19 protein-coding genes and 1 pseudogene are annotated in these 22,156 nt (G+C 51.6%); 13 read left to right on the top strand and 7 right to left on the bottom strand.

Features of this window, described 5'->3' with window-relative positions:
* The first annotated feature begins 13 nt into the window (after window positions 1–13).
* The 3 genes from EKM70_RS00605 (at window position 14) to EKM70_RS00595 (ending at window position 3,719) form a co-directional block, all read left to right on the top strand.
* Complete coding sequence (locus EKM70_RS00605; protein ID WP_125544282.1) at window positions 14–1,021, top strand: hypothetical protein; 1,008 nt, start codon at window positions 14–16, stop codon at window positions 1,019–1,021.
* A 352-nt stretch (window positions 1,022–1,373) separates the two neighbouring features.
* The gene (locus tag EKM70_RS00600; RefSeq protein WP_125544280.1) at window positions 1,374–2,372 is read left to right on the top strand and encodes a GW dipeptide domain-containing protein; all 999 of its coding nucleotides are present in this window, start codon (window positions 1,374–1,376) and stop codon (window positions 2,370–2,372) included.
* 405 nt (window positions 2,373–2,777) lie between these two features.
* Window positions 2,778–3,719 carry a DMT family transporter gene (locus EKM70_RS00595; RefSeq protein WP_404819824.1) on the top strand — a complete coding sequence of 314 codons (942 nt, stop codon included), beginning with the start codon at window positions 2,778–2,780 and terminating at the stop codon, window positions 3,717–3,719.
* A 67-nt stretch (window positions 3,720–3,786) separates the two neighbouring features.
* Here EKM70_RS00595 and EKM70_RS00590 read toward each other — a convergent pair whose 3' ends face one another.
* From EKM70_RS00590 to EKM70_RS00580, 3 genes are all read right to left on the bottom strand, one after another.
* Window positions 3,787–5,001, bottom strand: coding sequence for a hypothetical protein (locus EKM70_RS00590; RefSeq protein WP_125544278.1), 1,215 nt, complete (start codon window positions 4,999–5,001; stop codon window positions 3,787–3,789).
* A 429-nt stretch (window positions 5,002–5,430) separates the two neighbouring features.
* Window positions 5,431–7,542, bottom strand: coding sequence for a heavy metal translocating P-type ATPase (locus EKM70_RS00585; RefSeq protein ID WP_404819825.1), 2,112 nt, complete (start codon window positions 7,540–7,542; stop codon window positions 5,431–5,433).
* Window positions 7,543–7,585: 43 nt separating this feature from the next.
* A complete protein-coding gene (locus EKM70_RS00580; protein WP_125544276.1) occupies window positions 7,586–8,026 on the bottom strand; it encodes a CopY/TcrY family copper transport repressor in 441 nt (146 codons plus the stop codon).
* A gap of 174 nt (window positions 8,027–8,200) precedes the next feature.
* Between EKM70_RS00580 and EKM70_RS00575 the strand changes: the two genes are divergently transcribed.
* A complete protein-coding gene (locus EKM70_RS00575) occupies window positions 8,201–9,511 on the top strand; it encodes a D-alanyl-D-alanine carboxypeptidase family protein (RefSeq protein ID WP_225416343.1) in 1,311 nt (436 codons plus the stop codon).
* A gap of 506 nt (window positions 9,512–10,017) precedes the next feature.
* Here EKM70_RS00575 and EKM70_RS00570 read toward each other — a convergent pair.
* Together EKM70_RS00570 and EKM70_RS00565 are read right to left on the bottom strand one after the other, a co-directional pair.
* Window positions 10,018–12,594, bottom strand: coding sequence for an ABC transporter permease (locus EKM70_RS00570; protein ID WP_125544274.1), 2,577 nt, complete (start codon window positions 12,592–12,594; stop codon window positions 10,018–10,020).
* A gap of 8 nt (window positions 12,595–12,602) precedes the next feature.
* Window positions 12,603–13,304 carry an ABC transporter ATP-binding protein gene (locus EKM70_RS00565; protein WP_125544272.1) on the bottom strand — a complete coding sequence of 234 codons (702 nt, stop codon included), beginning with the start codon at window positions 13,302–13,304 and terminating at the stop codon, window positions 12,603–12,605.
* 439 nt (window positions 13,305–13,743) lie between these two features.
* On the opposite strand from EKM70_RS00565, the gene EKM70_RS00560 reads away from it, so the two are divergent.
* The 4 genes from EKM70_RS00560 (at window position 13,744) to EKM70_RS00545 (ending at window position 17,820) form a co-directional block, all read left to right on the top strand.
* A complete protein-coding gene (locus EKM70_RS00560) occupies window positions 13,744–15,390 on the top strand; it encodes an FAD-dependent oxidoreductase (protein WP_125544270.1) in 1,647 nt (548 codons plus the stop codon).
* Window positions 15,391–15,463: 73 nt separating this feature from the next.
* The gene (locus EKM70_RS00555; protein ID WP_125544268.1) at window positions 15,464–16,309 is read left to right on the top strand and encodes an aldo/keto reductase family protein; all 846 of its coding nucleotides are present in this window, start codon (window positions 15,464–15,466) and stop codon (window positions 16,307–16,309) included.
* A gap of 433 nt (window positions 16,310–16,742) precedes the next feature.
* Window positions 16,743–17,330 (top strand): DapH/DapD/GlmU-related protein, encoded by a 588-nt coding sequence (locus EKM70_RS00550; protein WP_125544266.1) that lies wholly within the window; start codon window positions 16,743–16,745, stop codon window positions 17,328–17,330.
* Window positions 17,320–17,820 (top strand): cyclophilin-like fold protein, encoded by a 501-nt coding sequence (locus tag EKM70_RS00545; protein WP_125544264.1) that lies wholly within the window; start codon window positions 17,320–17,322, stop codon window positions 17,818–17,820. The genes EKM70_RS00550 and EKM70_RS00545 overlap by 11 nt, the downstream gene beginning before the upstream one ends.
* A 7-nt stretch (window positions 17,821–17,827) precedes the next feature.
* Here the strand turns inward: EKM70_RS00545 and EKM70_RS00540 are convergent, their stop codons facing one another.
* The gene (locus EKM70_RS00540) at window positions 17,828–18,709 is read right to left on the bottom strand and encodes a LysR family transcriptional regulator (RefSeq protein WP_125544262.1); all 882 of its coding nucleotides are present in this window, start codon (window positions 18,707–18,709) and stop codon (window positions 17,828–17,830) included.
* Between the two features lie 118 nt (window positions 18,710–18,827).
* Between EKM70_RS00540 and EKM70_RS00535 the strand changes: the two genes are divergently transcribed.
* The 5 genes and pseudogenes from EKM70_RS00535 (at window position 18,828) to EKM70_RS00515 (ending at window position 21,669) form a co-directional block, all read left to right on the top strand.
* Window positions 18,828–19,205 carry a DUF2255 family protein gene (locus EKM70_RS00535; RefSeq protein WP_125544260.1) on the top strand — a complete coding sequence of 126 codons (378 nt, stop codon included), beginning with the start codon at window positions 18,828–18,830 and terminating at the stop codon, window positions 19,203–19,205.
* A gap of 18 nt (window positions 19,206–19,223) precedes the next feature.
* Window positions 19,224–19,577, top strand: a complete 354-nt coding sequence (locus tag EKM70_RS00530) for a MerR family transcriptional regulator (RefSeq protein ID WP_125544258.1) — start codon at window positions 19,224–19,226, stop codon at window positions 19,575–19,577.
* A 217-nt stretch (window positions 19,578–19,794) separates the two neighbouring features.
* Window positions 19,795–20,436, top strand: coding sequence for an NAD(P)H-binding protein (locus EKM70_RS00525; protein WP_125544256.1), 642 nt, complete (start codon window positions 19,795–19,797; stop codon window positions 20,434–20,436).
* 24 nt (window positions 20,437–20,460) lie between these two features.
* Window positions 20,461–20,646 (top strand): annotated as a pseudogene (locus tag EKM70_RS00520) (putative quinol monooxygenase); the annotation flags it as partial.
* 15 nt (window positions 20,647–20,661) lie between these two features.
* Window positions 20,662–21,669, top strand: a complete 1,008-nt coding sequence (locus tag EKM70_RS00515) for an aldo/keto reductase (protein ID WP_125544252.1) — start codon at window positions 20,662–20,664, stop codon at window positions 21,667–21,669.
* A 65-nt stretch (window positions 21,670–21,734) separates the two neighbouring features.
* Here the strand turns inward: EKM70_RS00515 and EKM70_RS00510 are convergent, their stop codons facing one another.
* Window positions 21,735–21,989, bottom strand: a complete 255-nt coding sequence (locus EKM70_RS00510) for a type II toxin-antitoxin system RelB/DinJ family antitoxin (RefSeq protein WP_164506283.1) — start codon at window positions 21,987–21,989, stop codon at window positions 21,735–21,737.
* Between the last annotated feature and the right edge of the window lie 167 nt (window positions 21,990–22,156).

Below are 22,156 nucleotides of genomic sequence, written 5' to 3'. Positions count from 1 at the left end.
GGAGGAGGAGACTATGCAGAGATGGTTAAAGTTAACGGTCGCCGCCGTCCTAGGGCTGACCGTGGGAACCAGCGTCACGGTAGCTCAGGCCGCGAGTCGGGTCAAGTTACCCACGTATCCCGTGCAACGAATCTTAACGTTTAAGGCCAAGGGGACACCGGTTTACCGGACACCTAAGGCCGCGGCTTCGGGCCAGCACGCCTTAGGCCAGGCCAAGAGTACGACGAAGCGGTGGACGGCCACCAAGGTTGTGGCGGTCAAGGGGAAACGCTACGTGCGGTTAGCTCTGGTGAGTGCTAAGCCGTTGTCTCACGGGACGATTGTGATTGGGTCGAAGCCAGCCTCTACTAAATTAGTTGGGGGCTATGTTGCCTTGAACAAACTGAAGGCGCACGAGAAGATCACGCAGCTCAAGTCTCTTCAGAAGACGGCCTACTGGACCCCAACGACGACGCATGACTTCTGGAGTATGCCGGCTAAGACGCTAGGAACCACGGTGGCGTTACATTATGGGAGCACCTATGGTTACCGGACGTTGTATGCGATTCAGTCGTTGACCACGACCAGCAAGAAGCAATACCTGTACCTGGAAACGGCAGCGGGTAAGGCGGTTGGCTGGTTACCAGCAAAGACACTCAACAAGGGCACCTATCCCGACCTGATTAACCGTGAATTAACGCGCGATCTGACAGGAACCAGCACGACCACCACGACCATTGATAAGAAGGGTCACGTTAAGGTGGGGGTTGCCGTCAAGGATGGTGTCGTCCAACGCGTCGTTTTGTTAAAGCAGAACAGTCAGACCATCATTTACAATTTTAAAGATGGGCGTGTGACCACGCGGACGACCCGGACCGCCACTGGTGCGGTCAAAGAGGTCGCCACGTTGACCCCAACTGATGACACGAATCTGACCTTTAAGGCCCGCGCTAACTTTGATATTCAAGGGATTGTCTATCAGGTTACGGTAACGCCGGCCGGGAAGGTTAGCTTCGTTGACGTCGGTGGGTGGATGGCATAGAAGAGTGTGAAAAAGGGCGGTTAGTCGTCGAGCATTAACGTCGCTAAGAGAATCATCCTGGTCTTGGATGATTTTCTTAGCGGGGTTAAGCGGAGTCGACTGCCCTTCTTCACACGTTTCGACCACATAAAATTCAAAGCAACCCAGGGAGGCGTGCCAATCGGCAAGGCCTCCCTTTTGATCTACACATTTTCAAAGGAGTGTTGCCACCTCATAACCTCCACCCCTCAGACTCGAGTGATTGAACGCAATTACCCGGATTGTAGTATAATAAAATTATAATTAATACAATGAATCGATAGTCCCCATCAAGATTTAAATCGAGGACCATCCAGGAGAGGACGCGTCAGAGATGCGGGGAATAAAGTTAGGATTGATTGTGGTGATGGGATTCGTTATCGGAGGGGGTGGCGCGACCACGGCTCAGGCCGCCAAGCACATCAAGTTAGCGCCATATCCGGTAGATCGGATTATGACCTTCAAGGCCAAGAATACCAAGGTCTACAGCTATCCTCGGGCCAGTCACCCACATAGCAATTATCTTGGGAAAAACAAGAGTACCAAGCGGACTTGGACGATAACCAAAGTGGTGCGGATTAAGGGCAAGCGCTACGGTAAGATCAGACAAAGTGATCAGATACCGCTACAACATGGATCGGTGATTCGCGGTGTGGTATGGAGCAACCTGAATAGTGGCTACGTTCCGCTCAGCAAGCTGCGGTCGCATAAGAAAATTCAATCATATACGACCATGAAGAAGACGGCTTACTGGCTACCAAACCAAGATCAAGATTTCTGGGATATGCCAGCGGAAACCGTGGGGAATACGAGCGCTGTTGAATACGCGAAAAATTTTGCCTACCAGACAATTTACGCATTTCAAACACTGACGACGGTGACCCATCACCGCTACTTGAATTTTAAGACGGCTAAGGGACAGGAGATCGGCTGGTTGCCAGCAGATGCGGTGTACCGGGGAACTTATTCCGACCCGCTGAAGCGTGAGTTAGCCCGTGATTTGCCGGACACGACGACCAAGATCAAGGTAGTCAATCGGAAGCGCAATCTTAGAGTTGGCGTGGCCAAACGGGATGGCATGGTCCAACGCGTGGTTATCGTGGATGAGTGGAGTGAGACCACCACGATTGATTTCAAGGATGGTCTGGCGGTTAAGAAGATCCATCGACTGGGGGATGGCACCAAGACCCAGGTCAAGGAATTTACTACGCCACAAAGCAAGGTAACCTTCAGACGACTTGCGTGGAGGGACGGTGAGGTTGATGACTATGCGATCACTGTTACTGCAGCCGGCAAGGTTTCTACGGCCATGTCGACCGTAGCTTATGCATGATCAATTAGCCCTGAAGTTATGTTGGCCTTTAATTTATTCGCCAAGCAAACCGGGTGATAGCACACGATCGGTCATTCGGTCATAGAGTAAAATAGGCGTCAGAGTTAGGGGAGGCTTGGCCTCCTGACACTCATACTCAGCAGTTTATTAAACGGATATGTCGGGCGACTACCATCAATTGTTGCTGTGATCGTATTCGTAGCTGGGTTTGTGGGGCTTCCGGGTTATCGGAGGCCTTTTTGTTTTGGGGTGCGATGATAATTATTCTTGTAAATTATATTCTCATGAAGATTTAGCGGGAGCCCGTGGGTTTCCCCGCGAGATTTGTTATAATGGATCTCGCATTGTGAACTTTGAAAACGAGAGGAATATGAAAATGATTATGATCGGAATGGAAGTTGGGCGGTGGCAGACGTGGTAACCCAACAACATCATCTACGTGGCGTTCTGTTGGCTAGTGTGGCCTGCATGTTATGGGGCGTCTCCGGGGTTGCCGCGAGTACCCTGTTTATCTTAAATGCCCATGTGACCCCGCTGTGGTTGACTCAGGTTCGAATGATTAGTGCCGGGTTAATCCTCTTGGTTATGGGCCTCATTATTGGGACGCACCCGTTTGAGATTTTCAAACAACGGTCGACCAGCCTGCGCGTCATCAGCTACGGCCTGCTGGGATTGGTGCCGGTTCAATGGTGCTACTTTGAAGCCGTTAAATACGGAAGTGCGCCGATCGCCACGATCATTCAATTCCTTGGACCCTTTATTATTAGCATTTATTACTTTTTATTCAAACATACCAAGCCATCCCGCGCCGAGGGCGTTGGCATGGTGATTGCCTTTGTGGGAACGTTTCTAATTGTGACCCATGGGCACTTAAATAGCCTGGCTATCTCACCCGTCGTCCTTTTCTGGGGTGGGTTGTCGGCGGTTGGGGTTGCGACGAATACCCTGTTGCCCCGGCCATTATTACCGAAATTTGGAGCAATTAACGTGACCGGTTGGGGTCTGTTTTTGGCCGGTATCTGCCTGAATATATTTGGTCCCCTGTGGTTGGTTCCAGTGACACTGACGTGGCAAGAAGCGGGGCTGATTGCTTTTATCGTGCTGTTTGGGACGATTTTCCCATTCTTGATGTTTGCACACGCTCTGGGATATATTCTCCCAACAACGGCCAGTCTGCTAGATGCCTTCGAGCCCTTGTCGGCTACAGTGTTCTCCGTAATTTTCCTGAATGTCCAACTCACCGGTTTCGATTTGGTGGGGGGATCCTTGATTATCATTGCGGTCATGATTCTTTCCATCAACGCGCAGAAAATTCTCAATCTTTTCCGTCGTTGGCGGACAGATTAAAATTTAAATTAAAAAGAGTCGTAGCGCTAGCTGACAATTCAGCTGACACTACGACTCTTTAATTTACTTATGGTAGATCGTAGGGAATTGAGCCATAAGGGGTATAGAACGTTTTACCCCCCAGATGCATGATACCGAAATAACTTGATGGCACCGTGTAAGGCATGTCATCGTACTCTGAGTCGTACGGTGGCGTCTCATAAGTATCTTGAAGGTTAACCAATGCTAATCGGTATTGATGTTTACCTTTGTAACGAACTTTTGTGGTCTTGAAGCCCTTCAGCTTTTTGGCTAAGTAAAGGTAGCGGGTGTGGCCTTTAATCCGCGTCCGTTTGATTTTAACGGAGGTTGCTGGCTTAGAGCTGTAGACAATCGCGTCGTCTTTAGGATTGTTTTGACGGACTTCAACGTACCCATCAGTGGTAATTTGAACCGACTGCTTGGAGAGAAGCGATCCCCTGTATTGCATGGCAGTCATGCCACCAGAATAGAAGTCGCCGGTGCTCCCGTTCTTAGGAAGGTAAGCGGGGCGTTTAACACGCTTAAAGTTTTTCATCTTTTTGCGATTATAGATACTGAGTCCACCTTCTGGTAGCCACAAGCCTTCACGGTAACCTGGGTTGAGAATCTTTTGACTCAACAGTCCGGCACTCAAGAAGAAGGCCGGGCCGCTGGCATTGGCTTCCCCTTGAATAAGGGTTCCAGCTGGTATGGTTATTGGAATATTAACATCACCAAACCCTGTATAAGCGGTGAAGGGAACGTTGAAAGTCATTTTCTTTGTGGTTTTATAGAAATCATATTCACCGATCTGCTTAGCAGCTTTGGCAAATTCTTTTTTAGTGGTTGGATTAATCATCTGACGATGGGGTTCTGATGCTGGTCGATTAGCGTTGCCATCGTCGAAGGGAATTTGTTCATCTCCCTGAGGATTATATCCTTTTTTAAAGCCATCTGTCGTCACATAGCCCAGGTCGGTGCCGTAGCAGGTTTTGAGATGAAAGTAAGCGGTGTCTTTCCCGTTATGACGCATCGTTACCTTTTGGACGACGTATTCATCGTAGTATGGGTAAATAAAATTCAACACCGTCATCTTCTTTGTATGCGTCTTATCCCACGCATACCGCGGTTTGGTATATCTTGTTAAGTAATAAGGTGTTGGTGTGATATCCTCACTTGACGTAATCTTGTAGGCAGATGCCTGAGCGGTGGTTGTGGTGAGCATACCGCCACCAACAAATAGCGCCAGCGCGGCAACTACTTTGATTCCTAGTTTTGACATAAAATGGCCTCCTCTAATCCCCGAATATAGTTGACTCCTAACTAAATTGTAAGCCTTTGCATGACGGTAGACAAGTTGATTCTGAGCACGACTAACAGCAGAGAAAAAAAGAGACACAACCATGTCGAGTTTCATCGATGGTTGTGTCTCTAGATTTTGATTACAAATAATATTTATACAACTGCCATCAACTAGCATTGACCATCAGTGTGAGCCGGAGGAGGTCAGGGATGGAGCCGGCCGTGGTGGTGATGTTAGACCGAGTGTTTTTCTCGGCCTTACATCACGGGCGACTTTGAAGACCCGCGTTTTTGGCGGGGCTTCAAATCGAGCGAGAAGCCTGGTCCCCAGGCTGAAGCGTCCCCATAGCAGGTGTAATCCCTGGCAGCCGCAGGCGGCCTCCTAATCTTTAAACCAATTAAACCAATGCTAGTCCTGAGCAACGTCCTTAACATTCTTAATCCGCAATGTCATGGCGTTAATCGCCACGATAATGGTGCTCAAGGACATGATAATGGCACCGACCATTGGGTCCAACATAAAGCCAACAGGAGCCAAGACCCCAGCAGCCAATGGAATGGCGATTAAGTTATAACCGGCACCCCACCAGAGGTTTTCAGTCATCTTCCGCCGCGTTGCCCGGGCTAAGTCTAAGAACTGGATGACATCGGCTGGATCGCTAGAAACCAGGATAATGTCGGCGGATTCAATGGCAACATCGGTCCCAGAACCAATCGCAATCCCAATATCAGCACGAGTCAGGCTAGGGGCATCGTTTACCCCATCCCCAATGAAGAGGACCTTACCCTTGTGTTGGTATTCCTGAACCAGGCGTTCCTTATCTTCGGGCAACAGGCGTGCCTGAACATCGTCGATCCCGATGTTTGAAGCCACCTTGTTGGCCGTTTCCTGGTTGTCCCCAGTCAACATAACTGGCGTGATACCTTGGTGCTTCAGAGAAGCAATCAGTTGTTTTGCGGCAGGCTTAATCTGGTCACCTTGGGCAACGAGACCGAGCACTTGGTCACCGGCAACGAGGTAACTGATCGAGTTTCCTTCAGCGGCGAATGTGGTGAATTGGTCGTGGTCGTAAGCTAACTGATGTTGGTCCAGGTAGTTGACGGCAACAACGCCATACGTGGTGCCATCGATGGTTCCAAATTGACCCATTCCAGTTTCTTGGTGGGTGTCAGAGGCACCAGTAAAGGTTACGTTCTGCGTCTTAGCAGCGGTCAAGATCCCGGTAGCTAAGGGGTGACTCGACCCATTTTCCAAGCCAGCCATCAAGGCCAAGACGTCGTTATCGCTGAGATCATCACTGAGGCTGACCAGGTGGTTAACCTTGAATTCACCCATCGTCAACGTTCCGGTCTTGTCCATCAGGGCGTACTTGATTTGGTTAACTTGTTCCATGGCGTTACGGTTCCGGATCAACAACCCATTTTGAGCGGCGATCGCGGTGCTTCGAGAAACCACTAGAGGAACGGCTAAACCTAAAGCGTGTGGACAAGCGATTACGAAGACGGCGACGGCTACTGGTAAGGCCACGGCGAGGTTGGCCACGGTAAGCCAAACAATAAAGGCGAGGATTCCGGCGAAGAGTGCGGCGTAGAACAACCAACCCGCCACTTTGTTGGCCAAGTTCTCTGACTTGGACTTGGCATTCTTAGCGTCACTGATGAGCTTCATCACTTGAGCCAGGTAACCGGTCTCGCCAGTTCCCGTGACCTTAGCAGTGAAGGTGCCCGTTCCATTGACGGAACCGCCGATGACGGCGTCGCCAACGGCTTTCTTAACAGCCTTAGATTCACCGGTAACCAAGGATTCATTAACGTCAGAATTCCCAGAAATGATGGTAGCGTCGGCTGGGATTTGTTCCCCAGCGCGCACGGCGACCAGCTGGCCAACCTGCAGATCACTGAGTTGAACATCAGTGGTCTTGCCATTTTCGTCGAGCACGTGGGCTTCTTGTGGCAAGAGTTTGCCCAGTGCTTCAACGGCAGACCCGGCATTCATGACCGTGTTCATTTCAATCCAGTGACCCAACAACATGATGACAATCAAGGTTGAGAGTTCCCAGAAGAAATTGTTGACGGTTGGCGTAACGTGGAAGAGGTTGTTAGCGATCACGGCGTAGATACTGTAGACGTAGGCCACGCCGATCCCCATGGCGATCAGGGTCATCATGGCTGGCTGCTTCATCTGTAGTTCGGCCTTGGCACCGCTAAAGAAAGGCATCCCGCCATAGAAGAAGAGGATGGTCCCAAGAATGGCGACGATCCAGTCACTTCCAGGGAAGATCACTTGGAAGGGGAGGGTAACGCCCATCATTGGCGACATCAGAATGACGGGGATGGTGAGAATCAGGGAGACCCAGAACTTCCGTTTCAAGTTGCCCATATGCATCATGTGACCGTCACCCATGTCCATATCCATGTTACTCATATCCATATTACTCATGTCATGGTGTTCCATATCCTGGCTGTTCATGTTCATATGGTCCATTTGGCTGTGGTCCATGCCTTTCATATCGTGGTCCATATTCATGTGGGTCATGCCCAAGTGTCGTTCTGATTCATTCATACTAACAGCTCCCTTCGTAATCGGCTGGCAAACAATCGCAGGAGACTGCGGTGGGTGCCGTCGTTAATTTCTTTTGTAAGTGGCTAATTAAGGTTTGGATGTCGTCTTGGCTAAGCTCTGTCTCGTCAATCGCGTGGACGAAAGACTTGCCGCGGCACATGGCACACATCTGGCTAAGCTCGGTCGTTAAGGCCGTATCCATGGCGGCCTGTTCGGCAACCAGGGGGTGATAGATGTACTGCCGGCCATCCTTGGTCGTTCCCAATGCACCCTTCTTGACCAGGCGGCCAATCAGGGTCTTAATCGTCGCCGGTTTCCAGTCATGCTGGCGAACCAGGAGGTCGATGATAGTGTGGCTGTCGGCCTGGCCCAGTGTCCAGACGATACGCATCACACGCCATTCAGCGTCAGTGATGGTAGCTGTTAATTCAGTGGTTGGCATTCTCGTTCTCTCCTTTGTTTACAAATGTAATCCTCAATCAATAAACTGAGTTTACAACTGTAAACGATAGGTGTCAAGAAAAAGATGTCGAGCAGATTACAAATCGAATAATAAGACCTTAAAATTTGGGCAAGATTCCCACGAACCCCCCCATCCCTTGGTACAATTTGTATAATGGATGAAAAGTTTGCGTTACGAAAAGGAGTGAATGTGCTGGTGAGTGGGTTGAAACGATGGTTGCGATTGAGTGTGATTAGCGGGCTGATTGCGCTGATCCTAGCACCAGGTCTGCCAGTTAAGGCGGCCACGACAAAGGTCGGTAAAGTTCCGGCCAGAGCGGCCTACGTGATGGACGCCACGAGTGGTCAAGTCCTCTACCAACAGAATGCGGACAAGCGCTACCCGATTGCGTCGCTATCAAAGCTACTAACGGTCTATCTCACCGTTCAGGCCATTAATGACGGGAAGATTGCGTGGGACGATCAGGTCCCAATGGCTAGGAACCTCATCAAGTTGAGCCACAGCTTTGCCTATTCATCATTACGAATGAAGAACGGCGAACAATTCACGGTGCGCCAACTCGTGGCGGCCGCGATGATTGCCTCGTCAAACAGTGCAGCGACCGCCTTGGGAGAATACGTCGCTGGCAGTAACGCCAGGTTTGTCGCGCAGATGAACCAACAGAGTGAAGACTGGGGACTAGAGGCCCACTTCATTAGTTCTTCCGGATTAGACAATACCGATCTGAAAGATTATGATCTCGTGTTGCCAGATACCGGTAAGTCGGAAGAGAACCTGGTGTCCGCCAAAGCCATTTCAATCGTAGCACAGCAACTTCTGAAGGCCGATCCGACGATCACCCAGGTTGCCAGCAAGACCCAGGAAAGCATCAACGGTACCAAGATCTTTAACGAAAACAGTTGCTTACCGGGACAGACGCAGTATAAGAAGGAAAGCCAGATTGATGGCTTGAAGACTGGCTTCACAGAGAATGCCAAGTTGTGTTTCACCGCCACCTATACGGTTGACGGCCAACGGATGGTCGCCACGATTCTCGGTGGGGATACCACGTTCTCCGCGATGAACAAGCTCATCAAACAGCTGAAGGCGAGTTATCAATTGGAGACGACACCGCTGTCCAGCCAAACGATCTCATTATCTAATGGCTTAGCCACCAAAGTGACGGCACAACCCACCACCTCACAGGCCGGCGTCTGGTACCAAGACAAGACGGCCGCCTTGACGACAAAAGTTGAAACTAAGCTCACGCCGACCCAGCTCAGCAGGGGCATGGTGGGTGTCGGTGATCCGGTGGCGCAGGCTACGGTGACGGATACTCAGACTGGCGCCAAACAGTTGGTAACTTACAAGGCCCAGCAGGCCGCCACGCTCTTCGCGGAACGCGCCGTCTTCGCGGCCAAACACCAGACCGATCAATTAATGCAGGCTCTGGTGGCTCCGATGCAACACGCTACAAGTAAATAGTGACCGCGTACAATGTTTAGTGTAATCGAAAGCCCCGGAGGGTAAAGACTCCGGGGCTTTTTTCGGCTAGTTGCGACCATGTAAATTACAAATTACAAAAAGGAGAGTGAGAAAAAGGCGGTTAGTCAATGAGCATTAACGTCGATAGGCGAATAATCCTGATCCTGGATTATTTGGCTTTCGGGGTTAAGCGGAGTTGACGGCCTTTTTGTCGCACGTTGCGACTGTAGATATTTGGCGTGCAAAAGGGTCTGGAACGGTTGTCCCAGGCCCAAAAGAAAAGCAAAATTGAATTGATTAATTTCGGATTATACGCGACGGTAGGTTGAAGGACGTTCCAACAACGTTACCGGAAAGCACCAATGTAGCCGGAGGAGGGCAGGGATGGAGCCGGCCGTGGCGGTGATGTTAGACCGAGCGATAAGCCTGGTTCCCAGGCTGAAGCGTCCCGACAGCAGGCGTAATCCCTGGCAGCCGCAGGCGGCTTTCTAGTAGTAGTTCAGCAACTAGTCCACCGACTGCAAAGCATCGAGCATGTTAATCCGCTTGAGCTTTCGGTGCATCAGCCACATGACCAACAGGCTAAAGGCCAGGGTCAGCAACGCTGAATAAACGTAGCTCAGGGGATGAATCCCCGGCGAGAACATCAGACTGTCCGTCTCGGCCGTGTTGAGGATATAGCTGTGAAGCCAGTTTCCCATGAAACACCCGACAAGGATACCCAGCACCGTTAGAATCAAGTTTTCCCGAAAGATGTACATCGTGACTTCGTGGTCATAGAAGCCCAGCACCTTAATCGTGGAGAGTTCTCGAATTCGCTCGGAAACGTTGATATTGGTGAGATTGTAGAGGACTACCAGTGCCAAAGCACCAGCGGCGACAACGAAGATAATGACGACCAGATCCATGGTGTCGAGCATCTGGAAGTTGGTCTTCTTCTCGGTACTGAGAAGCGTCACGTTGAGCATGCCCTTAGTCTTTAGGAGGTCGCTGGCAAATTGGTTCTGGGCCCGTTCACCGTGTTGGGTAAATTGGACCAGGTTGCCATTGTAGACGGCGGCGTGGCCAAACACCTGACGGTAGGCAGTTGGTGACAAGTAGATGAAATGATTGACGTAATTTTCGGCAATGGCGGCGACTTTAACTTGCTTTAAGGATCGGTTGCCTAGTTTGACCGGCAAGCTATCGCCAACCTTGACGTGGTAAAGCTTAGCCAGCTTCTCGTCGATGATGGCGCCGTGATTGTTGAGACGGTAAGCTTGATGCGTTTGCCGGTTACGCAAAACGACGAACTTTTTCAATTTTGTTGGGTGTTGCGGCACGCTGAGGGTAGCTGTTTGGTTGGCAACCCCATCCTTTTCGACCGTCACCTGGGACTGCTTTAACACGAGGTCTTGGCGGTAGAGGGACTGGCGATGTAAGGCGCGACGTTGGGCGGCGGTCTGGGATCCACTGCGGACCACGACTGCGTCGTAGTGCCAGAGTTGGTCGAATTGCTTGAGACTGATGTCACCGATAGAGTCCTTAAGGCCGAACCCGGTGATCATCATAGCCATACAGCCAGCAATTCCCAGCACCGTCATTAGCAGGCGTTGTTTATAGCGGAAGAGATTGCGTAAGGTCACCTTGTGGTTAAAACTCAGGCGGCGCCACAGACTGTGCCAATGTTCCAGCCACAGGGTCTTACCGGCCTTGGGAGCCTTCGGTTGCATCAGAACGGCGGGTAAACTGTTGAGATCGACACGCAGGACGATGGCGGCGCTTCCCATGGTGCAGGCTAGCGCAATGATGAGGGCGATGCCAATATCGCCCCAGAGGTACTGTACGTTGATGGCGGGCAGATTGTACATACTACCGTAAGCTTGGGCAATGAACCGCGGGAAGAAATTAACCCCGAAACCCACACCCAAGAGGGTTCCTAGAAGACTCGCGAGGCCTCCGTAGAGGAGAAATTCACTCCCAATGGCGGTATTGCTGTAACCCAGGGCCTTTAGTGTCCCCATTTGAACCCGGAGTTCCGCAACCATCCGTGTCATGGTGGTCAGACAGATTAGCGCGGCAATCGCAATGAAGAAGAGGGGAAAGACCGTGGAGAGGGCCACAACCCGTTGCGTATTCTCGTGATATTCACTGTAGCCAGGATTAGCGGCCCGCCCACTATACAAGTAGGTTGGTCGGTCGATGGCCGCAATCTGTGCCTTGGCCTGGGTGATCTTGGCTTTTGCCGCCGTCAGGATGGGGGAATTGGCCGGTAATTGTTGGGCTAGCTGATCCACCTTGTTGGCTTGTGGCGCTAGCTTGGCTGTTGCCTGTTGTTGGAGCTGCGTTTGGCGTTTGGCCGCCATCGGTTTGAGCCAGTGCTTGAGCTTGGCGGTGTTAGCCTTGTCCAGACGTTTGTAGGTGGCGGAGTACGGCGTGACGGTTGCCAGATTCTTGAATTGAATGTCAATGCGACTGGCAACAGTTTGGGTGAGGGTGCCTGGTTTCACCAGGGCGAAATAGTCCAGGGTTCCCTTACCAACATTAGTGACACCCCGCGTGGCCTTTTCGATGTAACGGGGCGAAGTCACGAAGCCTACGATCTTAAAGGTTCGCCGCTTGAACTGTCGGTTGAGTTTAGCTGTCGTGGCAATCCGGTAGGGGTCCCCAAGCTTGAGACTCGGCTGAAGGACCTTGGCCTGTTGGTCCAAAACAATTTCGTTCGCCTGGTGTGGCAGGTGTCCACTGACCACGGTGAGGCGGTTAACCCGTTGTTTAGCGGGGATCTCGGCGACTCGGACGGCACGGTTATTGTTGAGCTGATTAATGTCTAGGTATTTAACTGCCTGATAGGTTAAGGCATTACGGTGCCGCTGAAGCACGGCGAGATCATTTTTCGTGAGGCCCGCCGTGGATTGGACGCTGTTGGTGGCGAGTTTTTGAGTTGTGTAGTAGTCATCGGCGGCCTGTAGCATGTCGGGTCCAGTTGCCCGGATACCGGTGTAGAAGGCTACGCCGAGAAAGATAATCAACATAATGGAGAGAAAGCGGGCCTTGGATCGGCCAATCTCTCGGAGAATGGCTTTGAAATAAACTTTTGTCATTTTGCCACCTACCATTCAATCTCGGCCACGGGGGTCGGGTGAGCATTGTGGTGGACCGACTGAACGCGGGCATCATTGATATGGATGACCTGATCGCCCATTTCGGCAATGGCGCTGTTATGGGTAACGATGATGACCGTCATATTGGTCTGCCGGGCGCCGTCCTGAATAACCTGAAGGACCTGCTTTCCCGTCTGATAATCCAAGGCTCCCGTAGGTTCGTCACACAATAGGAGCTTGGGATTCTTGGCGATTGCCCGGGCAATGGCGACCCGCTGCTGTTCCCCACCGGAGAGCTGAGCCGGAAAGTTGCCAGCCCGGTCGGCGAGTCCAACCAGTCGTAAGGTTTCTCCGACATCGTGGGCGTCCGCAGTAATCTGAGAAGCCAACTCGACATTTTCTCTGGCGGTCAGATTGGGAACTAGATTGTAAAATTGAAAGACGAAGCCGACGTCTTGGCGCCGGTAGGTTGTGAGTTGTTTGGCATTCAGTTGGGCAATGTCCTTGCCATCAATGAGGACTTGGCCACTGGTAGGGCTGTCCATCCCGCCCAAGATGTTGAGCAGGGTGGACTTGCCAGCACCACTGGGTCCGAGAATCGTGACGATTTCACCTCGTTCGACGGCGAAGGAGATGTCATGATTGGCGATTGTTTCTTGGTCGCCTTGAGTAAATTTACGTGTTTCATTTTTAACTTCTATGTAGGACATGCGTTGTGCCTCCTGGTCTGATGGGACTGGTTTTTCGGTCCGGAATCGCTAGTCCAATTGTAGGCGGAAACGCCGGTTTACGCAACGGAAAACGGTTACATTAGGGTATACTACATTTAGAGATAAAAAGGGTCGCCTGCGGCAACCAGACAGAACCCCCATGAGGCAGACCTGAAGCCTGAGGGGCGGTCTTCAGGGCAACCTTGAACCTCGAAAGCCACGAGTTTCAAAGTTGTCGGTGCTCTAAGTCGAGACAAAACCTCGACTAAGACCACCGACACGGGGGTTCTGTCCGGTTGCCTCCGGCTGGCATTAAGCTTAATTTCCGTGGTGTGTGGATCAATCCTAATGTTGGGTTGGCGTTGTGCTACTGGGCGTGGCAGAATAGTTGTTAATTAAATCAGCTATAATAATTCTAAAATAGAAAGAGGTTGTTCAAATGAAAGTTGTCATTGTTGGTGGTGTAGCCGGCGGGATGTCCGCGGCGACCCGGTTGCGGCGGTTGGATGAGGACGCCGAGATTGTGGTCTTGGAAAAGGGCCCCTATGTGTCGTTTGCGAACTGCGGGTTGCCGTATTATCTGTCAGGGGAGATTGCCGATCGCAGTGATCTAATCGTTCAGACGGCGGATAAATTACAACAACGGTTCACCCTCGATGTGCGGCCAAACCACGAGGTGACGCAGATTTTGCCAGCGGATCACCAGGTGGTTGTTCGTCACGATGGCCAGGAGACCCGGGAAAGTTATGACCGGTTAGTCTTATCACCAGGAGCAACGCCCGTGGTGCCGCCGATTACAGGATTAGCTACCGCCGAAAACGTCCACGTTTTACGGAATATTCCTGATCTCGATTGCCTTATGACAGGGCTAAAGGCCGATCAACCAGCGTTAGTCGTCGGTGGCGGTTTTATTGGTTTAGAGGTGGCCGAGGCTCTGACCAAGCGCGGGGTTGCCGTAACCGTGGTGGAACAAGCCGATCACGTCCTACCAGCACTGGATACCGAGATGGCGGCGTTTGTTGAAAATGAACTCCAGCAGCATGGCGTGCGGGTTGTGACGGGGCAAGCCGTGGCGGCCTTTCAGGATCGCGGGCAGACGGCGGTCTTGACCGATGGCACCCAGATTTCAACGGCACTGACCTTGTTGGCCGTCGGGGTCCGGCCGGATACCCGCTTGGCCAAGGAGGCTGGGCTGAAACTAGGGCTGCGGGGCGGACTCATCGTCGATCGGCATTATCAAACCAGTGACCCTGCCATCTATGCGGTGGGGGATGCGATTGTGGTTAACCAAGTGTTGGATGGTACGCCAACTCTAATTCCGTTGGCCTCGCCGGCTAATCGTCAAGGCCGGCAGGTTGCCGATAACTTAGCCGGTCTCGACCGACCGAACCGGGGAAGTCTGGGAACCGCCATCGTGCGGACCTTTGATCTCACAGCGGCCGCGACTGGTTTTAGCGAGCAACAAGCCAAAGAAAAAGGACTGGCGGTCAGCGTGGTTCACGTGCGTGGCACCAGTCATGCTGGGTATTTCCCCGGTGGTACACCATTACTCCTGAAGCTCATTTTTAATGCAGACTCCGGGACGATCTATGGCGCTCAGGGTGTTGGCCAAGCCGGTGTTGATAAACGTCTAGACGTCTTGGCGACCGCCATCAAGGGGGGCCTCACGGTGGCGGATTTACCCGAGTTAGAATTAACCTATGCGCCGCCATTTGGATCGGCTAAAGATCCCGTGAACATGCTGGGCTATGCGGCACAAAACGTGATGGATGGCCTCAGTCACTCGATTCAGTGGTCCGAGCTGCCGGCGGCACTTCAGGCCGGCAAACGGGTGCTGGACGTCCGAAATGCGGCGGAGCTTAGTGAGGGCGTCTTTCCAAACTCCGTCACGATTCCGCTCAATGAATTGCGGGATCGGTTGGATGAACTGGACCCTAAGCAGGCTTACGTGGTCAGCTGTTTTAGTGGGCAACGGAGCTACATGGCCGAGCGGATCTTGCGGCAACATGGGTTTGATGTGGTTAACCTGGACGGGGCCTTCAATCTATATCAGGCGGTTCGTCCTCAGGATTTGGTCAAATTTTAGCAAGAAACTTCTTGCCTTCGAGTGGCCCTAAGGGTCTAAGATGTTAACCATAAACTGAAATGGAGGAGACACAATGCCGACAATTACAGATGAATTTACCTTAAATAATGACTTAAAGATGCCCAAAGTTGGTTTTGGGACTTGGCAAACGCGGCCCGGCAAGGAAACCTACGATGCCGTGACCAATGCTCTAACGGCTGGTTACCGTTTCATTGATACCGCCAAGGCTTACCAGAATGAACAGAGCGTGGGTGAGGCCATCGCTGACAGTGACGTGGCGCGCGAGGACATTTTCGTCCAAACGAAGTTGCCTGCCGAGTCGAAGAGTTACGATGCCGCAATGGCTGACTTCGAGAGTAGCTTAGCCGCCTTGAACTTGGACTACGTGGATTCTTACATCATCCATGCACCTTGGCCATGGGTCCAAATGGGCAGTAATCATGATGCCGAAAACCGCGACGTGTGGCGAGCCATGCAAGCTATCTACAACAGTGGCCGGGCCAAGGCGATTGGGGTCTCTAACTTCAATTCCCATGACCTCGACAACCTGTTAACGTGGGACGGCCTGACGGTTAAACCGGCCGTTGACCAGATTCAATACTACGTGGGGCACACGCAGGACACGATTGTGAAGACGGCCAAGGCCAACCAGATTCTGGTTCAGGCTTACTCTCCACTGGCAACCGGTGGCTTGGTCGATAGCCCAGAGCTCGAACGCGTTGCCGGTAACTACAACGTGTCGATTCCCCAATTAGCGTTGCGTTTCGTCATCCAAAATGGCGTGGCGCCACTCCCAAAGGCCCGGGCAATGGCCCACGTTGAAGCCAACGCCAAGCTCGACTTCGAAATCAACGACAAGGACATGGCGTTCTTGAACCGGCTGAGTGATGCCAACGGCTGGCATCCGGTTGGGGATTAAAAAAATAGAGTGCGGAGCCAACCGGTTAGCTCCTGAGCATTAACGTCGTATCGGTTATGACCCTGGTCTTGGGTCATGACCGATACGGGGTTAAGCGCAGGGAGCTGGTTGGCGGAGCACGTTTCGGAGGCCGCCACCCCAAGGATCAAGCGGCGGAAGCCGATCCGGTTCTAACGCATCAAACAGGTCTAACTATTTAATAAAATGCATCAAACACAGTAAAGAAAACAGACAACAGTCAATCTGACCAGAACTATCAGACAAACCACATCAGAAAAGCCAAACCGACACTCCCCCGTCTCGATTTGGCTTTTTTGGCGTTAATTTTTAGACGACTATGCCTTAAAGTTATACATGATGATTTAATTTAAGCATTGGCTATATACAATCAGACTTCCTATACTGGCATTTGTAACCAAAGGAGGTCATCAACATGACAGAACCCGCAATTTTTCAACGTGCCTTATCCGGGAAGCCTCTGGACTTCACCGGGGCAGACTTTCAACTGGTCAATCAGACCGTTCAAAAGACACAAGAGTTACTGAAAAAATTTAACCATATCGATCAGACCAATGCCGAACGTCGTGCCACGCTCAGTCGCGTCGTAGGGTACAACATTCCGGAATCAACCGAGGTGAATGCCCCGGTGCACAGCGACTTTGGGCCACATCTCTTTTTCGGTGAAAATGTCTACGTCAATCAAGGCGTGATGTTTGTGGACTTGGGCGGCATTTATTTGGCAGACGGGGCCTTGATTGGCCCGGGCGCCATGTTGATCACGGTCAATCATGTCGAGGATCCCGCCCATCGGCGTGACGTCTATGCCAAGTCGATTCACATTGAAAAGAATGCCTGGGTCGGCGCCAAGGCTCTGATTCTCCCAGGAGTCACGGTGGGTGAAAATGCTATCGTCGGAGCCGGGTCCATTGTGACTAAGGACGTCCCAGCCAATATGGTTGTCGTGGGATCGCCCGTTCGGATCTTACGCCGCGTGAAAGGAAGCACACCAGATGAAAATTAAGTGGCTCTTGCTTGGCCTCAGTCTAGTCGGGTTGTCCGGCTGTGCGTCGCAACCAACAGCTAAGTCGGCTAGGGCTAGTTCTGCGGCCGCGTCTACGAAGATGAGCCACCGGCGTTCGGCAAGTACTGCGATTCAAGTCACCATTGCTGGTCACCGGTTTAAGGCACACTTGAATCAGAGTCAACCGGCGAAACAGCTACGCCGCCAGTTACCGACCAAATTTCGGTTCAACGGGATGGGTGCTGGCGACCCTGAAAAGACGAGCGACTTAAAGCAGGCACTGCGGGTAAAGCACACACCAAGCGGGGCCGATCCGCGTCCTGGCGATATTGCCTATTGGGCCCCCCAACCCCGACTGGTCTTCTACTGGGGAGATGTGGCGTATTATCAAGGGATTCATGTGTTGGGTCACTTTGACCAGCGGCGCCGAGCGGAAAAACTGATTCGCCAGCAATTTCGGCCGTTTACGGTCAGAATCACCGCAGACTAGACTGGTTTTAATTCTCGACGGGCGTCAACTCGGCTCGAATCTGCGCCAGTAATGCCTGGGCGGCAGTAGACAGACGCTGGCCCTTCAACCAGATTAGACTAGACCCAGATGAGGTCCGTGGTTCCAGGGGAACAAAGGTGAGGTCAGATTGATTCGTGTTGATGATTCCGTCGAGGCCTAATGCACTCCCAACGCCGGCCGAGACCAGAAGTGAGGCGTTGTACAGCAGGTTGTAGGTGGCCGCGATGTGCAAGGCGGCCGTGTCCAGTCCAAAGAGGGCGTGGATGCGCTGACTGCCACCTTGTTGCGGCAAGATGAGTGTGGCGTGGGCGATGTCGTCGAGACTTACCGTGGCTTGTTGGGCCAGCGGCGAGTGATTCTGGACCAGGAGTCCCCAGCGACTCTCGCCCGGCAACCGCAAGAAGTCATAGTCGGACTTGTCCGTGGGTTCCATGACGACGCCGAAATCAAAGATGCCGGAGCCGAGTTGTTGGTGGATATCACTGGCATCGGTGCTGACGAGGTTAATCTGGACGTGCGGATGCTGCTGATTTAGGTGGCCGATGGCCTGTGCCACGGTCAAAATGCTTCGCGCCTCGGCACTGCCAACGTAGACGGCTCCCCGAACGTCCTGTTCCTGATGGATATTGGCCAGCGTCTTGTCGGTCAAGGATAGGATTTGCTTGGCCTGATTGGCAAAGTACTCGCCGTCGGCCGTTAGCTGAATGCTGCGATTGCCCCGCTCGAAAAGCACCGTGCCGAGTTCGGCCTCTAACTCTTTGAGTTGCCGCGAAACGGTGGGTTGCGAGACGTGGAGCCGTGCCGAAGCTTGACTGATATTCTTTTCCTGAACGACCATCAAAAAGTAACGTAAGACGCGTAATTCCATCGTCGTCATCTCCTATAACTAATTTGTATAGCACTTAATTTGATCTAAGCATTCGACATATTAAAAGTCAACTCATAAGATAGAACTTGAAGATAACGACAGAAGGGAACGAGGGTAGATGAAAAAGTGGACCACAGAACGGTTACAAGCCTTCGCCACCGCCGATGACCTGCGGATCTCGCCGTTTTATAGCGATGGTCAGACCTATGGGACGCCAACTTGGATTTGGTCCGTGTTGGTGGGTGAGCACTTGTACGTCCGGGCCTGGAATGGCCAGCGTTCCTCGTGGTATCGCTCAGCAATTGACCAGCGGGCGGGGCGAATCTACTTGGCTGGTCGGACCTTTCAGGTGGGATTTCGTCCCGTCCGCGGCGATGCCGAATTGACCACCCGGATTGATAACGCCTATTGCCAGAAATATCAGGACAGTGCCTACGTTCAACCGATGTTAGAAGCGGGGCCACAGTCGGCTACCGTAGAAATTTTGCCAGCCTAGAAAGTGAGAGGGATTCCCATGAAAATCAATGAAGCCGCTAAGCAGTTAAGAACCAGTGCATGGACACTCCGTTATTATGAACAGATTAGGATTATGGCGCCGATTACCCGAATCAGTGGGATGCGCGATTACAGCGCCGCCGATCTGGCCCAGATCAAGGGAATTTTGGATCTACGAGACTGTGGTGTCACAATCGAGGAAATTAGGCAGTTCCAAGCAGCCAAATCAAGCGAAGAACAACGCGAGATTTTAACGGATCAGGCCGCAGAACTACGCAACCAAATTGATCACTTACAGGAATCCCTGAAACGGCTCGAAACGAAGATTGCTGATTTACCAACCCAGATGTTACAGACCAGCGCTGCTTGTTAGGCGGGTGCTTATTATGGATAGGGTGATTGATTAAGCGGATAGAAACGGTTGCTAAAAATTAATGCGAAAAAATTGGGTCCAATTTCGTTAGTAATAGTGAAGCTTAATTTTAAAAAGGTTTCTGAGAAGGGACTCAGCTCTAAGTAGCGTATGATGACTACCAGAGGGCGATCTCGTTGAGACCGGTTTCGGTTTACGAAAATAGGAGGTTTTTTAAATGACTAAAGTGATGATTATTGGGGCCAACGGGGCCATGGCTCGGATTTTAACGGAGCGCCTGTTGCATGAAACCACGGATACCTTAACGTTATTTTTGCGGAACGCCGACCGGTTGAACCAGTATGCGGCCAATGACCGTGTCACGCTGGTTGATGGAGATGTTAACGACACGGCGGCGGTTGCTAAGGCCATGGCTAGTGTCGACGTCGTTTACTCGAATTTAGGGGGCCAAGATCTGGCCACCCAAACGCAGAGTGTGGTGGACGCCATGGCGCAAACGAAGGTCCAACGTTTGCTCTACATCAGTTCACTGGGCGCACACCGTGAAGTTCCCGGTAAGTTCGGGGAATGGAATGAAAAGATGATTGGTGCCTACCTACCTGGTTTCCGTGAGACGGCTGATGTCGTTGCGCAGTCCGGTGTGACCTTTACCGAAATTCGGCCAGCTTGGTTGACCGACAACGACGAGGTTGACTATGAAGTGACAACCTTGGCGGATGGCTTTAAGGGGACCGAAGTTTCTCGTCGGAGTGTAGCTGACTTTGCCTTCAAGGTCATTGCCGATCCAAGTCAGTACCAGAATGCCAGCGTTGGCTTAGATAAGGCCGGCACCGATGGCGACAAACCCAGCTGGTATTAAGGAGGACAAGTCGTCGACGATCCGACGCGTTGGATGCTTTTTGAAGTCTTTCAAGATCTGGCGGCCTTTAAGGCCCATTGTCAGACACCCGCCTTTCAAATCTATCAGACCGAATCGCAGTCGCTGATCACGATGGCCGATGCGACGGTTTTGACGGGCGATACCTTGGTTAATCAGGGTGGGTTGACCGTCATTCACAAAATTGATTAAAGGAAGCTGAAACAGATGCAATATACGAAATTAGGTCATACTGGACTCGACGTTTCTCGCTTGTGTTTGGGAACGATGGGCTTCGGTAACGCATCCACGGGGATGTTTCCCTGGGCGATTGGTGAGGAACCGAGTGAAGCGGTCATCAAGGAAGCTTTGGATCTCGGGATTAACTTTTTTGATACGGCCAATATTTATTCCCATGGGGACAGCGAACGATTCGTCGGGCACGCCCTGAATAAGTTGGCCGACCGCGACAAGATTGTCTTGGCCACAAAGGTCTTCTTCACGCCAACGCAAGGGCCCAACTTAGCGGGACTCTCGCGTAAGGCGATTTTGTCACAAATTGACCAGAGTCTGGAACGCCTTCAAACGGACTACGTTGACCTCTATATCATTCATCGGTGGGATTACACCACGCCAATCGAAGAGACCATGGAAGCCTTGAACGATGTCGTTAAGTCGGGGAAGGCCCGTTATATCGGGGCCTCGGCCATGTTTGCTTGGCAATTTGAAAAGGCCCAAGCCGTCGCCGAACAACACGGGTGGACCAAGTTTGTGTCAATGCAAAATCACCTGAACCTGCTCTATCGTGAGGAGGAACGGGAGATGTTGCCACTGTGTGCCGATCAAGGTATCGCTGTGACGCCGTATAGTCCTCTGGCTTCGGGTCGGTTGACCCGTGATTGGGCTGGCGAAACCAAGCGCTATGCCACGGATAAGGTGGCCCGCGAAAAGTACAATGACAGCAAAGACTTAGATATGCCCATCATTGCGCGTGTCGGTGAGATCGCCCAGAAGTATGGTGTCGACCGGGTTCAGGTTGCTTTGGCCTGGCTCTTACAGAAGCCAACCGTCACGGCGCCGATCATCGGAGCGACTAAGTCTAGTCATCTCCAAGACGCTGTGAAGGCGTTGGATCTGACATTATCCGCCGAAGATATTGCCTATCTGGAGGAACCTTATCGGCCTCATGAATTGGTGGGACCACTAGCGGCGGATGACACGAATTTCACACGGTAATCGACTGAATTGAAGATGAATAAAGAAGCGGACAGCAATTCAAACTGTCCGCTTCTTAGTCTTAATTAAGGCTGTTCTATACCAAAATCATGGTGATCGTTGGCAATTCCTAATTTTTTATTGAACGTTGCGATTGCCTGAGGATCGTCGTTCCAAATATCGGGGAAGTCGGTTGTGGATGATGTAAATGGTAGCTTTCCAGTTTGACAGACTTCTTGCAAAAACAGTGTGATAACGTCGGTTAAATTTAGGCCGTTACTAGCAGCAACTTCACTGGCACGAGCTTTGACTTTAGCATCTACGGTTGGGGTTAAGGACACGTTGGGGGACAAATCTAATCAACTCGGAGTAATCCTAGCACCTTTGAGGTTCGATGCCGTAGAACGTGCTCAATAAAGTTTTCGATATTATCTGTTTAATAAGAAACGACTATCAGAGCTCATCAGGCTCAGATAGTCGTTTCATTTAGTCCTTCATAATTGGTTGA

Source organism: Levilactobacillus lindianensis (genome assembly GCF_003946095.1).
Taxonomy (GTDB): Bacteria; Bacillota; Bacilli; order Lactobacillales; family Lactobacillaceae; genus Levilactobacillus; species Levilactobacillus lindianensis.
The sequence above is the reverse complement of the archived record's forward strand: the minus strand, read 5'-3'. Positions and strand labels throughout refer to the sequence as shown.

Coding starts and splice junctions, on each gene's coding strand:
- EKM70_RS00585 (WP_404819825.1), bottom strand. CDS start 7,542: ATGGACCACGATATGAAAGGCATGGACCACAGCCAAATGGACCATATG.
- EKM70_RS00570 (WP_125544274.1), bottom strand. CDS start 12,594: ATGACAAAAGTTTATTTCAAAGCCATTCTCCGAGAGATTGGCCGATCC.
- EKM70_RS00590 (WP_125544278.1), bottom strand. CDS start 5,001: ATGTCAAAACTAGGAATCAAAGTAGTTGCCGCGCTGGCGCTATTTGTT.
- EKM70_RS00560 (WP_125544270.1), top strand. CDS start 13,744: ATGAAAGTTGTCATTGTTGGTGGTGTAGCCGGCGGGATGTCCGCGGCG.
- EKM70_RS00555 (WP_125544268.1), top strand. CDS start 15,464: ATGCCGACAATTACAGATGAATTTACCTTAAATAATGACTTAAAGATG.
- EKM70_RS00565 (WP_125544272.1), bottom strand. CDS start 13,304: ATGTCCTACATAGAAGTTAAAAATGAAACACGTAAATTTACTCAAGGC.
- EKM70_RS00545 (WP_125544264.1), top strand. CDS start 17,320: ATGAAAATTAAGTGGCTCTTGCTTGGCCTCAGTCTAGTCGGGTTGTCC.
- EKM70_RS00530 (WP_125544258.1), top strand. CDS start 19,224: ATGAAAATCAATGAAGCCGCTAAGCAGTTAAGAACCAGTGCATGGACA.
- EKM70_RS00580 (WP_125544276.1), bottom strand. CDS start 8,026: ATGCCAACCACTGAATTAACAGCTACCATCACTGACGCTGAATGGCGT.
- EKM70_RS00540 (WP_125544262.1), bottom strand. CDS start 18,709: ATGGAATTACGCGTCTTACGTTACTTTTTGATGGTCGTTCAGGAAAAG.
- EKM70_RS00575 (WP_225416343.1), top strand. CDS start 8,201: ATGGATGAAAAGTTTGCGTTACGAAAAGGAGTGAATGTGCTGGTGAGT.
- EKM70_RS00550 (WP_125544266.1), top strand. CDS start 16,743: ATGACAGAACCCGCAATTTTTCAACGTGCCTTATCCGGGAAGCCTCTG.
- EKM70_RS00600 (WP_125544280.1), top strand. CDS start 1,374: ATGCGGGGAATAAAGTTAGGATTGATTGTGGTGATGGGATTCGTTATC.
- EKM70_RS00515 (WP_125544252.1), top strand. CDS start 20,662: ATGCAATATACGAAATTAGGTCATACTGGACTCGACGTTTCTCGCTTG.
- EKM70_RS00525 (WP_125544256.1), top strand. CDS start 19,795: ATGACTAAAGTGATGATTATTGGGGCCAACGGGGCCATGGCTCGGATT.
- EKM70_RS00605 (WP_125544282.1), top strand. CDS start 14: ATGCAGAGATGGTTAAAGTTAACGGTCGCCGCCGTCCTAGGGCTGACC.
- EKM70_RS00535 (WP_125544260.1), top strand. CDS start 18,828: ATGAAAAAGTGGACCACAGAACGGTTACAAGCCTTCGCCACCGCCGAT.